This is a genomic window from Streptomyces sp. NPDC049887 (assembly GCF_040656535.1).
GTDB lineage: Bacteria > Actinomycetota > Actinomycetes > Streptomycetales > Streptomycetaceae > Streptomyces.
Map to the genome: position 1 here is coordinate 147,147 of NZ_JBFAMM010000015.1, position 16,967 is coordinate 164,113.

Here is a 16,967-nt window from a genome sequence, read left to right on the forward strand (position 1 = left end):
CTCATTCCCCGCCGCGAAGGATGGAGTTGCCCTCGTGCAGGGCCTCGGGCGGGGGCGCGTCGAGCTGGAGGCGGCCGCTCTGGCCGTAGAAGGCGACGGGGTTGCGCCACAGCACCTTGTCGACGTCGTCCTCGGTGAATCCGGCGGCGAGCATCGCGTCGGCCGTCCTCCGGGTCCTGAGGGGGTCGCTTCTGCCCCAGTCCGCGGCGGAGTTGACCAGGACACGTTCGGTGCCGTGGTCCTTGAGGACGGCGACCATGCGGTCCTCGTCCATCTTGGTCTCCGGGTAAATGGAGAAGCCCAGCCAGCAGCCGCTGTCGGCGGCGGCCCTGACGGTGGTCTCGTTGAGGTGGTCGAGCAGGACCCGTTCGGGGCCGAGGGCGGACGCGTGGACGGCGTCGACGGTGCGGTGCAGGCCGGCGAGTTTGTCGCGGTGGGGGGTGTGGACGAGGGCGGGCAGTCCGTGGTCGGCGGCGAGCTGCAGCTGGGCGGCGAGGGCGGTGTCCTCCTCGGGCGTCATGGAGTCGTAGCCGATCTCGCCGACGGCGACGACGTTGTCCTTTTCCAGGTAGCGGGGCAGTGCGTCGAGGACGGGGCGGCAGCGGGGGTCGTTGGCCTCCTTGGGGTTGAGGGCGATGGTGCAGTGGTGGGCGATGCCGTACTGGGCGGCGCGGAAGGGTTCCCAGCCGAGGAGGGAGTCGAAGTAGTCGAAGAAGGAGGCGGGTGAGGTGCGGGGCTGGCCCAGCCAGAAGGAGGGTTCGACGACGGCGCGGACACCGGCTTCGTACATCGCCCGGTAGTCGTCCGTGGTGCGGGAGGTCATGTGGATGTGCGGGTCGAAGATGCGCATCAGGACTCCTCCATGTTGGACGTCAGGGCGAGGACGCGGTGGAGGTCGGCGGGGACGGGCCGGCCGGCGGCGGTGCGTTCGGCCGCGTAGTCGGTGAGCATGCGGGCGAGTTCGGTGTCGCCGCGGGCGCGGTGTGCGAGGCCGTCGGCGGTGCCGACGGGCACTCCGGTGAAGAGACATTTGAGGAGGGCGTGGCGCCAGGAGTGCGGGGGGAGGTGGAGGGTGGCGTAGGGGCCGACGGCGGCGGCGACGAGGCGGGTGTCGTTGGTGCGCAGTGCGTCCTCGACGAGGGGGATGCCGTCGGCGGGGTCGGGGGCGAGGTGGTGGAGGGAGAGGAGAACGGCGCGGCGTTCTGCGGCGGTGCCCTGCCGGTAGAGGCGGGTGAGGGTGGTGCCGTCGGCGCGGGCCGCCTGGAGGAGATGGGTGCGTACGGAGTCGGTGTGCTCGATTCCGCAGTGGCGGCCGGCGGAGGCGAAGCGGGCCTCCCACACGGGGACGGTGCCCTGGCTGGTGGGGTACCGGGGTGCGCGGGCGGCGCGGGCGGCTTCGGCGAGCGCTTCCTGGAGCCAGACCCGGGCGGCGGCGTCGAGCCGGGAGGAGAGGTCCTCGAGGGTCACGATCGCCATGCCGGTGCTCCGTTCGTGGGGACGTGGGCGCGGAGGAAGTCGATGGAACGGCGGGCGAGTTCCGGACCCGTGTGGGAGTGGCGGGGCAGTTCGACGACGGTCAGTCCCCGGTAGCCCGTGGCGGCGACTGCTTCGAGGACGGGCGGGAAGTCGATCTCGCCGTCGCCGAAGGGGAGGTGTTCGTGGACGCCGCGGCGCATGTCCTCGATCTGGATGTGCCGCAGCCAGGGCGCGGCCTGCTTGACGCAGTCGGCGGGCGGGGCGGGCTCCAGGCACTGGCAGTGGCCGATGTCGAGGGTGAGGCCGAGGGCTTCCGGATCACCGAGGAGGGTACGGAGCCGGTGGAAGTCGGCCAGGGTGGCGAGGAGGTGGCCCGGCTCGGGTTCGATCGCGAGGGGGACGCGGGCGGTGGCGGCGGCCTCCAGGACGGGGGTGAGGGCGGTGGCCAGGCGTCGCCACGCGGTGGCGGGCGAGGTGCCCCCGGGCGTGGTGCCGCTGAAGCAGTGCACGGCGTGGGCGCCGAGGTCGGCGGCGACCTGCACGGCCCGCAGGAGGAGATCGACGCGGGCGGTGCGGGCGCCGGGGTCCGGGTCGAGGAGGGACGGTCCGTGCTTGTGACGCGGGTCGAGTACGTAGCGGGCGCCGGTCTCGACGGTGACCTCGAGCCCGAGATCGGCGAGACGGCCGGCGAGGCGGCGGGTGCGTGCGCCGAGATCGGGGGCGAGGGGGTCGAGGTGCATGTGGTCCAGGGTGAGGCCGACGCCGTCGTACCCGAGGTCGGCGAGGAGGGAGAGGGCATCGTCGAGGCGCAGGTCGGTGAGGCCGTTGGTGCCGTAGCCGAGACGCAGGCTCATGTGGGGCTCACCTTCCGGGCGAGTCGGCGGGCGAGGGGGGCGAGACCGAGCAGGGCGAGTCCGACGGCGGGTGCTCCGGCACGGGCTGCGAGAGCGGCCTGCAGCGGGATCATGGCGCGGATGCCGGCGCCGACGGCGCGCCGAGTGAGCGGTGGGGACGGGTTGAGGACGGCATGGAGGAGGGGGGTGAGGGCGGCGCGGGCGTAGAGAAGGCCGGTGAGCGCGACGGGCGCCTGCTCCGCGGGGGGCCGGCCCCGAGCGGCGGCGTGCAGGGCGTGGCGGGTGGTGGCGGCCGTGATGGCGACGCCGGTCGCCAGCGCGGCGAGGGGTGCGACGGTGGAGCCGCCCCGGGTCTCGTGGCGGGAAACGGCGGTGACGGCGTAGGTGTGGGCCGCGATGAGTCCCGCGTGCGGGAGTGCGGCGCGCAGGGCCGGTGCGGAGTCGCGGGATCGGGTGGCCGCCGCGCCGAGAAGGAGGTCCAGGGCGCGGGCGGAGGCCATGGCCGCGGGGCCGGCGGGCGTGTGATTGAGGCGCAGGTCGTACGCCCAGACCGCGGCGGCGAGGGTGGCGGCGACGGTGAGCGGTGCCCGGCCCGCGCGTGCGGCGAGCGCGAGTCCGGCGGCGGTCAGGGCGCCCGCCGCGGCCAGGGCGGCGGCGGGGCTGACGCGGCCGGACGGGATGGGCCGGTGGGGGCGGTCGACGGCGTCCTCGTCCCGGTCGCTCCAGTCGTTGAGGGCCATGCCCGCCTCGTAGAGGCAGAGGGAGGTGCCGATGGCGAGCAGGGTGCGGCGGGAGGGGCGAGCCCCGGCGGCCGCGGCGCCGGCGATTGCGTCGCCGGGGACGGTGAACAGGGCGGACACGCGCAGTAGTTCGGCCCAAGCCGCGAGCCGCCCGGGCCGCGGGACGGCGGTGCGCGGACTTCCGGCGCCCGGACCGCCGGAACCCGGACCGCCGGTGTGCGGGCCGCCGACGGGGGACGGGTCGGCGCGCGGGCCCTGGGAGCCGGGACCGCAAGGACCCCCACCTTCGGCGGGTGCTCCGCCGGAACGGCCCCACCCGGCAACCCCAGCTCCCCCTGGAGCCTCAGCTCCCCCGGCTGCCGTGCCTGCGCCCCGGACGGGCGCAGGCGCGGGCGGCGGGAACCCGGCGGTGTGCCGGGTGCGTTCGCTTCTGCCTGCGCGGTCGGGGCCGACTGCCGCCGAGGTCCGCGGGAAGGGGGGCCGCTCGTGCGGCGGCCTGTCGTCGCCGCGCGCTTTCGGGCCCGGGCCGTCGGCAGTACGGGCGGGCGCGCCGGGGCGGCGTGGCGGGGTGCCACGCAGGGCGCCCAAGAGGACCGCGGCGCCCGCGGCGACCGCGCCCAATGCGCCGAGGAGCCCCAGGGTGCGCGCGGCTCCCGGTGCCGGGTGGGCGGCCGGGAAGCGGCGAGGCGTCATCGGGTGCTCCCGAGGCGGTCGGCGAAGTCGAGAAGTGTCGCGTACTGGTCGGGGAGGGACGACGGGGCGGTGGGGTCGGGGTCCTTGAAGTAGAAGGCGAGTTGTGGGAGGGGGCCGGACAGGCCGGCTTCGTGGGCACGGGCGGCGAGTCGGGCGAGGTCGAGGACGAGAGGGGCGGCGAGTGCGGAGTCGCAGCCCTGCCAGGTGGTCTGGAGGACCATGCGGGTGCCCAGGAACCCGTCGAAGGCGACGTGGTCCCAGGCGGTCTTCCAGTCGCCGAGGGCGGGGACGTCGTCGATGTGGACCTCGCCTTCGGGCGTGGTGCCGAGCGTGTCCGCGAGGACGCGTTCCTTGCCCGCGTTCTTGGCGGCGGCGGCCGCGGGATCGGCGAGGGCCGCTCCGTCGCCGCCGCCGAGCAGGTTGGTGCCGGACCAGGCCCGTACGGTCAGGGCGCGCTGGACGAACATGGGGGCGAGCACGGACCGGAGCAGCGTCTGGCCGGTCTTGCCGTCGCGGCCGGCGTGGGGAAGTCCGGCGGTACGGGCGGCGTCCTCGAGGGCGGTGGTGCGCAGCCCGGTCGAGGGGGTGAAGTTGACGTACGGGCTGCCGGTCCCGATGGCGGCCGCGGCGTAGAGGGAGCTGGCGGGCAGGCGTGCCGAGCCGGGTGCGGGGGCGGGTTCGGTGGAGGCGACGTTGACGACGACGGCGCGGGCGAGGTCGTGGCGCCGGACGAAGGCGGTGATGTCGGCGGCGAAGCCGCTGATCAGTTCGGCGTCGGTGCGGGTGTCGCCGGGGAGGGGGCCGCCGGTGCGTATCTCCTCGTCGGCGGCGGTGAGTTCGGCCCGCAGGGCGGCAGGCAGTCCGTGCGGCAGGACGCCGCCGGCGGCGAGGTGTTCGGCGCGTTTGGGCAGGGGACAGGCGGTGGTGTCGTGGCCGCCGAAGACGAGGGATGACAACGATGGCAGGCCGGCCGCGGCGAACGGCGGTGTCTCCGTCACCATGCCGGTGGCCGGGTGGAGTCCGGCGGTCACGGCCGCGCATCCGGTGATCGCGGTGGTGGCGACGGAGCCGCGGGCTCCGATCAGCCAGACCCCGGTGCGGCGTTCGTCGGTGTTCGTCACGGGCTGCCTCCCTGCGTGCTGTGGTGGGGCGGCGGGCGGGGGTACGGCGTCTCCCCGCCCGCCGCCGGCTTGTGGGTCCGGGAGGGGCCGCCCTACGACGACGAGGGCAGCTCCTTGAGCCGGATGTTGCGGAAGGACACCTGGTCGTCGGCACCGTGGTTCTGGATGCCGATGTAGCCGTCCTTCAGGCTGCGTGCCGGGTCGGTGTTGGTGAAGTCGTTGATCTTCGCTCCGTTGAGGAAGACCCGGAGCCTTTCGCCCTGGACCTTGATCTCGTAGCTGTTCCACTGCCCGGGCGGCCGCAGGACCCGGTCGCGGGCCTTGAGGTCGGCGGACTTGAAGCCGTAGACGGCCCCGGTGGTGCGGTCGGGGGCGTCGGTGGCGTCGATCTGGACCTCGTAGCCGTTGTTCACGGCCGACCAGGGGTCGTCGGAGGCGGGGAAGCCGACGAAGACTCCTGAGTTGTCGTCGCCGTCGAGTTTCCAGTCGAGCTTGAGGGAGTAGGACTTGAGCTCCTTGGCCTGGTACCAGAGCATGCCCATGCCGCCCACGGTGCGCAGTTCGCCGTCGACGATGTCGAACGTGCCGGGCCCGGCCTGCTTCCAGCCTTCGAGGGTGTGACCGTTGAAGAGGTCGCGGTGGCCGGTGGAGGGCTTGCAGTTGGCGTTGACCTGGCCGGAGGCGTAGCGCAGTCCGCCGAGGAGGTGCTGCCGGAAGGCGGGTTCCGCGTAGGACTCCTTGGTGTGTCCCCCGCCGGTGTAGAAGGCGCGGCCGCCCTCGTAGGTCTGGCACCAGGCGATCGGGTGGTCGCCCTTCATGTTGCCGCCCTGGTAGGTGGTCTCGTCCAGGGTGGCGAGGATGCGGGCCTGTCCGCGGGGGTTGGTGCGGTAGTTGTACCACTCGTCGGTGCGTTCCCAGGCCGCGTCGAGGTGCGAGGTGGCGGGGTGGTCGTGGTCCTCGACGCGAACGGTGGCTTTCTGGATCTGCGGGTGGGAGTGGAAGTGGGCGCCGACGAGTCCGCCGTAGAACTCCCAGTCGTACTCGGTGTCGGCGGCCGCGTGGACGCCCATGTATCCGCCGCCGGTGGAGACGTAGTTCTCGAACGCCCTCTGCTGCTCGGCGTTCAGGACGTCACCGGTGGTGGAGAGGAAGACGACGGCGTCGTAGCGGGCGAGGTTGGCGGTGGTGAACTGGCCGGCTTCCTCGGTGGCGTCGACGGTGATGCCGCTGCCGGTGCCGAGTTCCTGGAGGGCCGTCACACCGGTGGGGATGGAGTCGTGGCGGAAGCCCGCCGTCTTGGAGAAGACGAGGACCCGCTTGGCGCTCCGGTCGACGGGGGTGCTGGAGAGTTCGAAGTCGTCGACGTCGTAGAGGGCCCCGGCTCCGCCCTTGAAGACGAGGAACAGTTCGGTGGTCTTCCTGGGGACGGCGCGCAGGGGCACGTCGATGTCCTGGAAGGTCTCCCAGCCACCGGTGACGGGTACGGGGGCGGAGCCGAGGAGGGGGCCACCGGCGGAGCCGGTGCGGACCTCGAGGAAGCCGCCGGCGCCGCCGGAGGAGATGCGGGCGGTGAGCTTGGTGGTGCCGGTGAGGTTGTAGGGCTTGAAGGAGATCCAGTCGCCGTCATGGACGTCGCCGACGGTCCTGCCGCCGTTGGCGGGCGCCTTGTCGATGACGCTGATGCCGGACTGGGCGGTGAAGTGCTCGGCCTGGCGGTGGCGGGGCTGCAGCTGCGCCTGGTCGTGGCCGGTGAGGGCGGCCTGGCCGCCCCCTCCGCCGTCGGTGTACTCGGCGTCGAAGACACCGAAGATGTTGGCGTTGGGGTCGTGGCCGCCGTCGGCGGAGGTCTTGATGGTGCCGGTGCAGCCGTTGGCGGAGGTCACGGGGTGGCCGTGGCTGTCGTGGCCGAGGATGTAGGTGACCTTGACCTTGGCGCAGTCGACGGCGCCGTCCTCCGGGTCGGTGACGGTCACCTTGAAGGGGACCTCGTCGCCGAAGCCGAACACGGCTCCGTCCGCGGGGAGTTCCAGGGTGACCTTGGGCGCGGTGTTGCCGACGACGACCTGGACGCCGGCGGATCCGGTGCGCCCGGTGGGGTCCTCGGCGGTGACGGTGGCGGTGTAGGTGCCGTTCTTGCGGTAGGTGTGGGTGGGGTTGGGGGCGGTGGAGGTGCCGCCGTCGCCGAAGTCCCAGGTGTAGGTGAGGGCGTCGCCGTCGGCGTCGGTCGTGCCCGCGGAGGAGAACGCGACCTTCAGCGGTGCCTTGCCCGAGGTCTTGTTCGCCGTGGCCTCGGCGACCGGTGAGCGGCCTCCGGTGGCGTTCTCGATGCGGTAGAGCGCGGAGTGCTCGTCGCCGCCGAACCAGGCGGTGCCGTAGTCGAGGACGTAGAGCGCACCGTCGGGACCGAAGCTCATGTCCATGATCTGGGTCCCGGTCCAGGGGACGGGGTTGATGGACCGGACGGCGCCGTCGGCACCGTGCTCGATGCGCTTGATCCAGCGGCGGCCGAATTCACCGGCGAAGAAGTCCCCGTCGTAGGCCTCGGGGAACTTCACCGGGGAGTCGAGGTCCGGATCGTAGTGGTAGACCGGGCCGCCCATGGGGGACTCCGAGCCGGTGCCGAACTCGGGGACCGAGCCGCCGTCGTAGGGGATCCAGGCGGGTTCGGCGGGCGGGAGGTCGACGAGGCCGGTGTTGTGCGGCGAGTCGTTCTTGAGGGCCGCGCAGTCGTAGGTCGCGCCGGACACCTTGGTGGCGAAGTCGTAGTCGACGTACGGATCGTTGTCACCGGTGCAGAACGGCCAGCCGAAGTTGCCGGGCCCGGTGATGCGGGCGAACTCGACCTGTCCGGCCGGTCCACGCCTGGGGTCGGCGGCGCCGGCGTCGGGACCGTATTCGCCGACGTAGGCGACGCCGGTCCTCTTGTCGACGCTGAAGCGGAACGGGTTGCGGAATCCCATCGCGTAGATCTCGGGCCGGGTCCTGGCGGTGCCCGGGGCGAAGAGGTTGCCGTCGGGGACGGTGTAGCTGCCGTCGTCGGCGACCTTGATGCGGAGGATCTTGCCGCGGAGGTCGTTGGTGTTGCCGGAGGTGCGGCGGGCGTCATAGGCCGGGTTGCGGTCGGGGCGCTCGTCGATGGGGGTGTAGCCGTCGGAGGCGAACGGGTTGGAGTCGTCGCCGGTCGACAGGTACAGGTTGCCCTGGGCGTCGAAGTCGATGTCACCGCCGACGTGGCAGCAGATGCCGCGGGTGGCGGGGATGTCGATGACCTTCTTCTCACTGGCGTTGTCGAGGGTGCCGTCGGCCCTGAGCACGAAGCGGGAGAGCCGGTTGACGCCTTCGTACTCGGCGAAGTCGGCGGCGGTGCCCTCATTGGGGGCGTCGCCGGCGGGGGTGTCCAGCGGGGGCGCGTAGTAGAGGTAGATCGCCCGGTTCCGGGCGAAGCCCGGGTCGATGCCGACGCCCTGGAGTCCCTCCTCGTCGTGCGAGTAGACGGGGACGGTGCCGATGACGCGGGTGCTGCCGGCGGCGTCGGTCATGCGCAACTCGCCGTCGCGAGAGGTGTGCAGGACGCTGCGGTCGGGCAGTACGGCGAGCGACATGGGCTCGCCAACCTCGGTCTCGCCCTTGGCGAGGGTCACCTGCTGGAACTCCTCGGCCGCGGCGGGCGCCGCGGCGCCGGCGGATGCGAGGGCGCCGGCGGGGGCGGCGAGGGCGAGGGAGGTCGCGGCGAGCAGGCCGCCGGTGAGGAGCGCGACACCCTTGCCGACGAGGGTTCTTTGCGCTCCGGGCCGTTTTGTGTGCACGTGTGTCCTCCGGAATGAGCGGTCGTACGGGCGGGTGGTGCTGCCGTGCGGAAGGTCCGGGGACCGGCGTGCGCCGTCACGCTGGTCGTGTCACTCGTTCAGGATGTGAGCCGCGTTTCAGGGCTGTGTCCTGTACACCTCAGGGACGGTAGCCGGGTTCGTCCAGCACGGAAAGCCCTTGTGCGGCAGGGAAGTTGAACTTCTTCCCGGATCAGGACAAAGCCGTTGCCGGGCAGGCCGGACCGCCCGGTGGCGGGTGCCGCCGCCGGGCTCCGGCCTGCGGGAACGCCCTAGTCGTTGCCCCCGAAGGCCGCGTCGAAGGACGCCGACGGCGGATCGAAGTCGTACCGCTTCAGAGTGGCAAGCGCTTCCTGCGCGCCCGCCAGCCGGTCCATTCCGGCGTCCTCCCACTCGACGGACACCGGACCGTCGTAGCCGATGGAACGCAGCATGCGGAACACGTCCTCCCAGGGCACGTCGCCGTGACCGGCGGACACGAAGTCCCAGCCGCGCCGCGGGTCGCCCCAGGGGAGGTGGGATCCGAGGCGGCCGTTTCGGCCGTCGAGGCGGGTGCGGGCCTCCTTGCAGTCCACGTGGTAGATCCGGTCGCGGAAGTCGTAGAGGAAACCGACCGGGTCGAGGTCCTGCCAGACGAAGTGGCTGGGGTCGAAGTTCAGCCCGAACGCCGTCCGCCGGTCCACCGCCTCCAGCGCGCGGTGCGTGGTCCAGTAGTCGTAGGCGATCTCGCTCGGGTGGACCTCGTGGGCGAAGCGGACGCCTTCGGCGTCGAAGACGTCGAGGATCGGGTTCCAGCGTTCGGCGAAGTCCTCGTAGCCGCGTTCGACCATCCGCTCGGGCACCGGGGGGAACATGGCGACCAGGTGCCAGATCGACGATCCGGTGAAGCCGATGACGGTGCGCACGCCGAAGGCGGCCGCGGCCCGGGCGGTGTCCTGCAGTTCGCGGGCGGCGCGCCGCCGGACACCCTCGGGCTCGCCGTCTCCCCAGATCCGGTCGGGCACGATCGCCCGGTGCCGCTCGTCGATCGGGTCGTCGCAGACGGCCTGGCCGGCGAGGTGGTTGGAGATCGCCCAGCACTTCAGTCCGTACTTGTCGAGCAGCGCGCGCCGCCCGTCCAGGTACGAGGGGTCGGCCAGGGCCTTGTCGACCTCGAAGTGATCTCCCCAGCAGGCGAGTTCGAGACCGTCGAAGCCGAAGTCGCGGGCGAGCCGGCAGACCTCCTCCAGGGGCAGGTCGGCCCACTGGCCGGTGAACAGGGTGAACGGACGGGGCACGGCGAGGACCTCCTCGGACGGCGGCCCGCGGACCGGCGGTCCGGGGACGGGGCACTCCGGCGGGGAGGCCCCCGGGTTCCCCGCCGGTGTACGGGCCGGGTGGGGCGTCAGACGACGGACGCCGGGACGGGGGTGTAGACGGCGTTCCTGGCGGCGCTCTCCTCCACGGCGGCGAGCACCCGCTGCACCTGGAGTCCGTCGGCGAACGACGGCGCCGGTGCGGTGTTCCCGGCGGCGACGGCGTGCACGACGTCGCGTGCCTGGTGCACGAAGGTGTGCTCGTAGCCCAGTGCGTGGCCGGGCGGCCACCACGCCTCCAGGTAGGGGTGGCCGGGTTCGGTGACGAGGATCCGCCGGAAGCCCGCCGACGCGGCGGGTTCGGTGTGGTCGTGGAAGGACAGTTCGTTGAGGCGTTCCAGGTCGAAGGCGAGGGAGCCGAGCTCGCCGTTGATCTCCAGCCGCAGCGCGTTCTTGCGGCCGGCCGCCATCCGGGTCGCCTCGAAGGAGGCCAGCGCCCCGGAGGCGAGCCGCCCGGTGAACAGGGCGGCGTCGTCGACGGTGACCTGGCCGCGCCGGTCGGCGCCGGTGGCGGACAGTCCCGTCGAGGCCCCGGCGAGCAGCGGCCGTTCACGGACGAAGGTCTCGGTGAGTGCGGACACTCCGACCAGCGGCTCGCCCGCCAGGTACTGCGCGAGGTCCACGGCGTGCGCGCCGAGGTCGCCGAGCGCCCCGGACCCCGCGTGCTCGCGCTCCAGCCGCCACGTCAGCGGGAAATCGGGGTCGACGAGCCAGTCCTGGAGGTAGGTGACCCGCACATGGCGGAGCGCGCCGAGCCGGTTGTCGGCGATCAGCCGGCGGGCGTACGCGATCGCGGGCACCCGTCGGTAGTTGAAGCCGACCACGGCCACCTGGCCGCGCGCGGCGGCCGCTTCGGCGGCGGCCACCATCGCCTCGGCCTCGCGGACCGAGTTGGCCAGCGGCTTCTCGCACAGGACGTGCTTGCCCGCCGCCAGGGCGGCGACGGCGATCTCCGCATGGCTGTCACCCGGGGTGCAGACGTCGACCAGTTGCACGTCGTCGCGGGTCACGAGGGCCCGCCAGTCGGTCTCCGCCGCCGCCCATCCGTGCTTGGCGGCGGCGGCCCGGACGGCGACCGCGTCGCGCCCTCCGATCGCGGCGAGGACCGGCCGCAGCGGCAGGTCGAAGACGCGCCCCGCGGTGCGCCAGCCCTGTGAGTGGGCGGCGCCCATGAACGCGTATCCGACCATGCCGACGCCGAGCGTCGGCGGTGCGGCCTCGCTGTCGCTGTCCCTCTGTCCCTTGCCGGCCATACGGGTCCTCCTCGTCGGTTGCTCGGTGGGGGCGGGCGGAACGTCAGTTGAAGCCCGTGGGCAGGTACTGGTCCACGTTGTCCTTGGTGACGACGGCCGAGTAGAGGGTGACGGAGGCGGGGATCTCGAGCTCCGCCATGCCGCCGACGCCCCTGCCCTGGCCGAGGGCGCGGGCGAGGTCGATGGCGGAGGCGGCCATCGTGGGCGGGTAGAGGACGGTCGCCTTGAGTACGCCGTTGTCGGCCTTGATGGCGTCCATGGCGGACTTGGCGCCGGCGCCGCCGACCATCAGGAAGTCGTCCCGGCCGGCCTGCTGGACGGCACGGAGGGCGCCCACGCCCTGGTCGTCGTCGTGGTTCCACAGCGCGTCGAACTGCTTCTGGGCCTGCAGCAGTTGGGCCATCTTGGCCTGACCGGACTCGACGGTGAACTCGGCGGCCTGGCGGGCGACCTTGCGGATGTTGGGGTAGTTCCTGAGGGCGTCGTCGAAGCCCTGGGTGCGCTGCCTGGTGAGCTCCAGGTTGTCCATGCCGGCCAGCTCGATAACCTTGGCGTTCGGTTTGTCCTTGAGCTGTTCGCCGATGAAGCGGCCCGCGTTGAGGCCCATGCCGTAGTTGTCGCCGCCGATCCAGCAGCGGTACGCCTGCGGTGAGGCGAAGACGCGGTCCAGGTTGACGACCGGGATGCCGGCCTTCATGGCCTGCAGTCCGACCTGGGTGAGGGCCTTGCCGTCGGCCGGCAGGATCACCAGGACGTCGACCTTCTTGTTGATGAGGGTCTGGATCTGGCCGATCTGGGCGGCGGTGTCGTTGGAGCCCTCGGTGATCTCCAGGGTGACGTCCGCGTACTTCCCGGCGCGCTGCTTGGCGTTGGCGTTGATGGCCGCGAGCCAGCCGTGGTCGGCCTGGGGGCCGGCGAATCCGATGGTGACGGCCTTGCCGGGCTTGTCGTCGGCGGCGGGCGCGTCGCCGGTGGCCGTGCCGGCGTTCTTCGGCTCGTTGCTGGTACAGGCGGTGAGGAGGGCGCCCGCGGAGACGGCGGCGGTGCCGAGGAGCAGTCCTCTGCGGCTGGTGGCGGGGATTTCTGGCATGGCGGTTCAACCCCTCTGGGTTCGGGCGTGCGGGCGGGCCGGGAGGTGCGGGGTCGGAGGACGGGCGGGCGGAGGAGGTGTCAGCGGGGCTCGGTCACGTCTCGCCGTTGCGCAGGGTGCTGCGCTGGACCAGGACGGCGGCCACGATGATCGCGCCCTTGGCGATCTGCTGGACGGCGCTCTCCAGGTTGTTGAGGGCGAAGATGTTGGTGATGGTGGTGAAGACCAGGACGCCGAGGACGGAGCCGACGATGGTGCCCCGGCCGCCGCTGAGGAGGGTGCCGCCGATGATCGCGGCGGCGATGGCGTCGAGTTCGTAGAGGTTGCCGTTGGTGTTCTGGCCGGAGCCGGACAGGACGATCAGCAGGAAGGCCGCGATGCCGCAGCACAGTCCGGACAGCAGGTAGAGGTGGAGCCGCTGGCGACGTACGTCGATGCCGGCGAGCCGGGCCGCCTCGGCGTTGCCGCCGACGGCGACGGTGCGGCGTCCGAACGTCGTCCGGTTCAGCAGCAGCCAGCCGAGGACGGTGACGGCGGCGAAGACCAGCACCAGCGGCGGGATGCCGAGGAGGTAGGAGTCGGGTACGCCGAGGTCCAGCACCGGCTGGACGGTGACGATCTGCGTCCTGCCGTCGGTGATCTGCAGGGCGAGGCCGCGGGCCGAGGCGAGCATGGCGAGGGTCGCGATGAACGGCACCATCCCGCCGTAGGCGATGAGCAGGCCGTTGACCAGTCCGCAGCCGACGCCGACGACGATCGCGGTGAACAGGATGCCGGCGAAGCCGTACTCCTGGGTGGCGACGGTGGTCGCCCACACGGAGGCGAGGGCGACGATCGCGCCGACGGACAGGTCGATGCCGCCGCTGGTGATGACGAAGGTCATGCCGACGGTGACGACGCCGATGACGGACGCCTGGGTGAGCACCAGTTGGAGGTTGGAGGTGTCCAGGAAGGTGTCGGGCCTGGTGATGCCGCCGACCGCGACGAGCACGGCGAGGACGCCGAGGAGCGAGAGGTTGCGGATGTCGGCGCGCAGCCCCAGGGCGGGCCGGGCGGGCCCGGCGGCCGGGGGCGTGACCGCGGGCGGCGGGGCCTGCGGGGCCTCGGAGGCGGGCTGCGTCATGAGCTCGGGCTCCCTTCCATGACGAGGTCGAGTACGCGGTGCTCGTCCAGCTCCCCGGCCGGCGCGGTGTGGACGACGCGGCCTTCCCGGAGCACCAGCACCCGGTCGGCGAGGCCCAGCACTTCGGGGATCTCGCTGGATACGAGGAGGACGGCGAGTCCTTCGCCGGCGAGCCGGCGGATGACGGCGTAGAGCTCGGCGCGGGCGCCGACGTCGACGCCGCGGGTGGGTTCGTCGAGCAGCAGGACGCGGCAGCCGCGCAGCAGCCAGCGGGCGAGGACGGCCTTCTGCTGGTTGCCGCCGGACAGGGTGCGGATGCGGGCCTCGGGGTCGTCGGGCCGCAGCGACAGCTCCCGGGTGGCCCGCCGGGCGTCGCGGCGCTCGGCGCCGCGGTCGAGCCAGCCGCCCCGGGAGAAGCGGGAGAGGGACGACACCGACACGTTGCGGGTGACGGACTCGAGCATCAGCAGGGCCTGGGCCTTGCGTTCCTCGGGGGCGAGGCCGAGGCCGGCGCGTACGGCGGAACGTACGCTGCCGGGCCTGAGGGTACGGCCGTCGACGGTGACGCGGCCGGTGGTGGGCTTGCGCGCCCCGTAGACGGTCTCCAGGATCTCGGAGCGTCCGGAGCCGACGAGTCCGGCGAGTCCGAGGATCTCGCCCGGGCGCAGTTCGAGGTCGACGGGTGCGAACTCGCCCTCGCGACTGAGGCCTTCGACGCGTAGCACGGGTTCGGCCCGGGGCGGGGCCGGGGGGCGGTCGGGGAAGACGTACTCGACGTTGCGGCCCGTCATCATGGCAACGATGTCGCGCGCGGGGGTGTCCTTGGCGGGCAGTCCACCGGCGACGGCCCGCCCGTCCTTGAGAACGGTGACCCGGTCGCCGATGCGGCGGATCTCCTCCAGGCGGTGGGAGATGTGGACGACTGCGACCCCGGCGGCGGTGAGGTCGGCGACGATGCGGAAGAGGTTGTCGGTCTCGTCGGGGTCGAGGGCGGCGGAGGGTTCGTCCATGACGATGAGGCGTACGTCGTGGGAGAGGGCGCGGGCCATGGAGACGATCTGCTGCTGGGCGGCGGAGAGTCCGCCGACCCGGCGTCCGGGGTCGATCTCGGGGTGGCCGAGGCGGCGGAGCAGCGCGGCGGCGGCGCGGCGGGCCTCGCGGCCGCGGACGACGAACCCGGCGGCGGTGGGCTCATGGCCGAGGAAGACGTTCTCGGCGACCGACAGGCCCTCCACCAGGTCGAGTTCCTGGTAGATGGTGGCGATGCCGAGGCGCATGGCGGCGATGGGCGACCTCAGCGCGACGGGTTCGCCGCGCCAGGTGATCCGTCCGTCGTCGGGCTGGTGGGCTCCGGCGAGGACCTTGATGAGAGTGGACTTGCCGGCGCCGTTCTGCCCGAGGAGGCAGTGGACCTCGCCGGCCTGGACGTCGAGGTCGACGCCGTCGAGGGCGCGGACGCCGGGGAACGACTTGGTGATGCCGGACATCGTGAGCAGCGGTGGTGCGGACGGGACGTGCGGTGCAGGCGGTGCGGACGGTTCTGGCGCCATGACGGATCCCCTCGGCGGGTACGGCCGGTGAGCGGGCAGGGTGGAACCGGGTGCGTGGTGCCGTGGTGCGTTGCGGACCGACCGGTCCGGGCGGATCAGGCCGGGGAGAACAGGTGGTCGCTGATGAGCCGGGCCGCGCCGATCACTCCGGCGGTGGGGCCCAGTTCGCCCAGCACGATGGGGAGGTTTCCGGTGGCCAGCGGCAGGGACTGCCGGTAGACCTGGGTACGGACGCTGGCGAGCAGGGTGTGGCCGAGGCCGGTGACGCCGCCGCCGATCACGACCAGCCCGGGGTTGAAGAAGCTGACGAGCCCGGCGATGACCTGGCCGACGCGGTTGCCTCCCTCGCGGATCAGCTCGAGTGCGGTGGGGTCGCCGGCGGCGGCCGCGGTGGCGACGTCGGCCGCGGTGATCCGGCCCGCGGCCTCCAGCCGCGCGGCGAGTTCGGGCGACTGTCCGTTGCGGGCCGCCTCCTCGGCGTCGCGGGCGAGTGCCGCGCCGCTGAAGTGGGCTTCCAGGCAGCCCCTGTTGCCGCAGGCGCAGGCGCGTCCGTCTGCCTCGACCCGGATGTGCCCGATGTCGCCGGCGCTGCCGGTGGTGCCGCGGTGGACCTCGCCGCCGACGACAATGCCGCAGCCGATGCCGGTACCGATCTTGATGCAGAGGAAGTCGCCGACGGAGCGGGCGACGCCTGCGTGCTGCTCCCCCATGGCCATCAGGTTCACATCGTTGTCGACCATGACGGGGCAGCCGAGTTCCTGGCTGAGGGCCTCTCGGACGGGGAAGCCGTCCCAGCCGGGCATGATCGGCGGTGCGACGGGGACGCCTTCGGGGTAGCGGACCGGTCCGGGTACCCCTATGCCGGCGCCGTCGAAGCCCTCGGCGAGGCCGGAGACCTTCAGTTTGGCGGCCATCTCGAGGACCTGCTCGAAGACGGCGACCGGGCCCTCACGGACGTCCATCGGCTGGTTGAGGTGGCCGAGGACCTCCAGTTCGGCGTTGGTGACGGCGACGTCGACGGAGGTGGCGCCGATGTCGACGCCGAGGAAGCGCAGGTTCGGGGCGAGCCGGATGTTGTGGGAGCGGCGTCCGCCCCGGGAGGCGGCGAGGCCGTCGGCGACGACCAACCCGGTCTCCAGCAGCCGGTCGATCTCGACGGCGAGCTTGGAACGGGAGAGGTCGACCTGGTCGCCCAGCTGGGCGCGGGAGTTGGGGCCGCCGTCGCGCAACAGCCTGAGCAGTCGCGCCTGGTGCGCGTTGGCGGGTCGAGCCGTCATGCGTCTCACGCGCCCCTCCCCTCCCTGGCCGTCGGCCCGGGGCATCCCTGTCAGCCGTTTCGTCGGGCTTTCGAGGGGAACGTAGCAGCGCTTTCCTCGAGGGGGAAGAAGTTGAGCAGCAATCCACCACAACTTTCTCCACACCCAGGACAAAGCCGGGGCGGGGTGGGCGAACAGGGCGCCGGGCGGATCGTGGTCTCCGCGCCGCACCGTCAGGGTTTGAGGTGGCTGAACCCGACTTCGTAGCGGTCGACCGAGACGATCCGCTGGCCCTCCCGGCGGGCCGTGTCCACACGCAGGCGATCCGCCTTCTCCTCACTGGCCAGCATGGTCTCCTCGTCCTCCCACAGCGTCAGCGAGACGGACCGCCCCGTGGCACGGTCGACGAACCAGTACACGCCGAGGAAGCCGGGAAGTCCCCGGACCTGCTGGACGACCGTTTCCGCGTGCGCGGACAGATCGCCCCCGGGGGGCACGGGCGACCCCTCGTACCTGCTCAGTCTCGCGAACATCGCAGCTCCCCTTCCTCCGCGGCCATGGCCGGGCGGTCGGCAGCCCCAGGACCAGCGTGCCCCGTCCTCCGGCCGCCCGCACGCCGCGGCCCCGGACCC

At 72.7% G+C, this 16,967-nt stretch carries 13 protein-coding genes; all 13 read right to left on the bottom strand.

The genetic code is table 11. The annotated features are described in order from the left end of the window. Position 1: 1 nt before the first annotated feature. Complete coding sequence (locus AB0J10_RS20015) at positions 2 to 850, bottom strand: TatD family hydrolase (protein ID WP_363063325.1); 849 nt, start codon at positions 848 to 850, stop codon at positions 2 to 4. After that, complete coding sequence (locus tag AB0J10_RS20020; RefSeq protein ID WP_363063327.1) at positions 850 to 1,476, bottom strand: EboA domain-containing protein; 627 nt, start codon at positions 1,474 to 1,476, stop codon at positions 850 to 852. Before AB0J10_RS20020 ends, AB0J10_RS20015 begins: the two co-directional genes overlap by 1 nt. Next, a complete protein-coding gene (locus AB0J10_RS20025) occupies positions 1,464 to 2,330 on the bottom strand; it encodes a sugar phosphate isomerase/epimerase family protein (RefSeq protein ID WP_363063329.1) in 867 nt (288 codons plus the stop codon). The genes AB0J10_RS20020 and AB0J10_RS20025 overlap by 13 nt, the downstream gene beginning before the upstream one ends. Then, positions 2,327 to 3,196, bottom strand: coding sequence for an SCO3242 family prenyltransferase (locus tag AB0J10_RS20030; protein ID WP_363063397.1), 870 nt, complete (start codon positions 3,194 to 3,196; stop codon positions 2,327 to 2,329). Before AB0J10_RS20030 ends, AB0J10_RS20025 begins: the two co-directional genes overlap by 4 nt. Before the next feature lie 563 nt (positions 3,197 to 3,759). Then, positions 3,760 to 4,884: an inositol-3-phosphate synthase gene (locus AB0J10_RS20035; RefSeq protein WP_363063331.1), complete on the bottom strand. Its 1,125-nt coding sequence runs from the start codon at positions 4,882 to 4,884 to the stop codon at positions 3,760 to 3,762. A 92-nt stretch (positions 4,885 to 4,976) separates the two neighbouring features. Then, positions 4,977 to 8,690, bottom strand: a complete 3,714-nt coding sequence (locus tag AB0J10_RS20040; protein ID WP_363063333.1) for a ThuA domain-containing protein — start codon at positions 8,688 to 8,690, stop codon at positions 4,977 to 4,979. A 290-nt stretch (positions 8,691 to 8,980) separates the two neighbouring features. After that, positions 8,981 to 9,985 (bottom strand): sugar phosphate isomerase/epimerase family protein, encoded by a 1,005-nt coding sequence (locus AB0J10_RS20045; protein ID WP_363063335.1) that lies wholly within the window; start codon positions 9,983 to 9,985, stop codon positions 8,981 to 8,983. Between the two features lie 107 nt (positions 9,986 to 10,092). Continuing rightward, positions 10,093 to 11,316, bottom strand: a complete 1,224-nt coding sequence (locus AB0J10_RS20050; RefSeq protein ID WP_363063337.1) for a Gfo/Idh/MocA family oxidoreductase — start codon at positions 11,314 to 11,316, stop codon at positions 10,093 to 10,095. Between the two features lie 43 nt (positions 11,317 to 11,359). Beyond that, entirely contained in the window at positions 11,360 to 12,406 is a 1,047-nt protein-coding gene (locus AB0J10_RS20055; RefSeq protein ID WP_363063339.1) for a substrate-binding domain-containing protein, read from the bottom strand. A gap of 94 nt (positions 12,407 to 12,500) precedes the next feature. Beyond that, a complete protein-coding gene (locus AB0J10_RS20060) occupies positions 12,501 to 13,529 on the bottom strand; it encodes an ABC transporter permease (RefSeq protein WP_363063341.1) in 1,029 nt (342 codons plus the stop codon). After that, positions 13,526 to 15,016 carry a sugar ABC transporter ATP-binding protein gene (locus tag AB0J10_RS20065; protein WP_363063399.1) on the bottom strand — a complete coding sequence of 497 codons (1,491 nt, stop codon included), beginning with the start codon at positions 15,014 to 15,016 and terminating at the stop codon, positions 13,526 to 13,528. Before AB0J10_RS20065 ends, AB0J10_RS20060 begins: the two co-directional genes overlap by 4 nt. 158 nt (positions 15,017 to 15,174) lie before the next feature. Next, entirely contained in the window at positions 15,175 to 16,356 is a 1,182-nt protein-coding gene (locus tag AB0J10_RS20070) for an ROK family transcriptional regulator (protein ID WP_363063343.1), read from the bottom strand. 212 nt (positions 16,357 to 16,568) lie between these two features. Then, the gene (locus AB0J10_RS20075; protein WP_269727479.1) at positions 16,569 to 16,868 is read right to left on the bottom strand and encodes a hypothetical protein; all 300 of its coding nucleotides are present in this window, start codon (positions 16,866 to 16,868) and stop codon (positions 16,569 to 16,571) included. Positions 16,869 to 16,967: the final 99 nt, after the last annotated feature.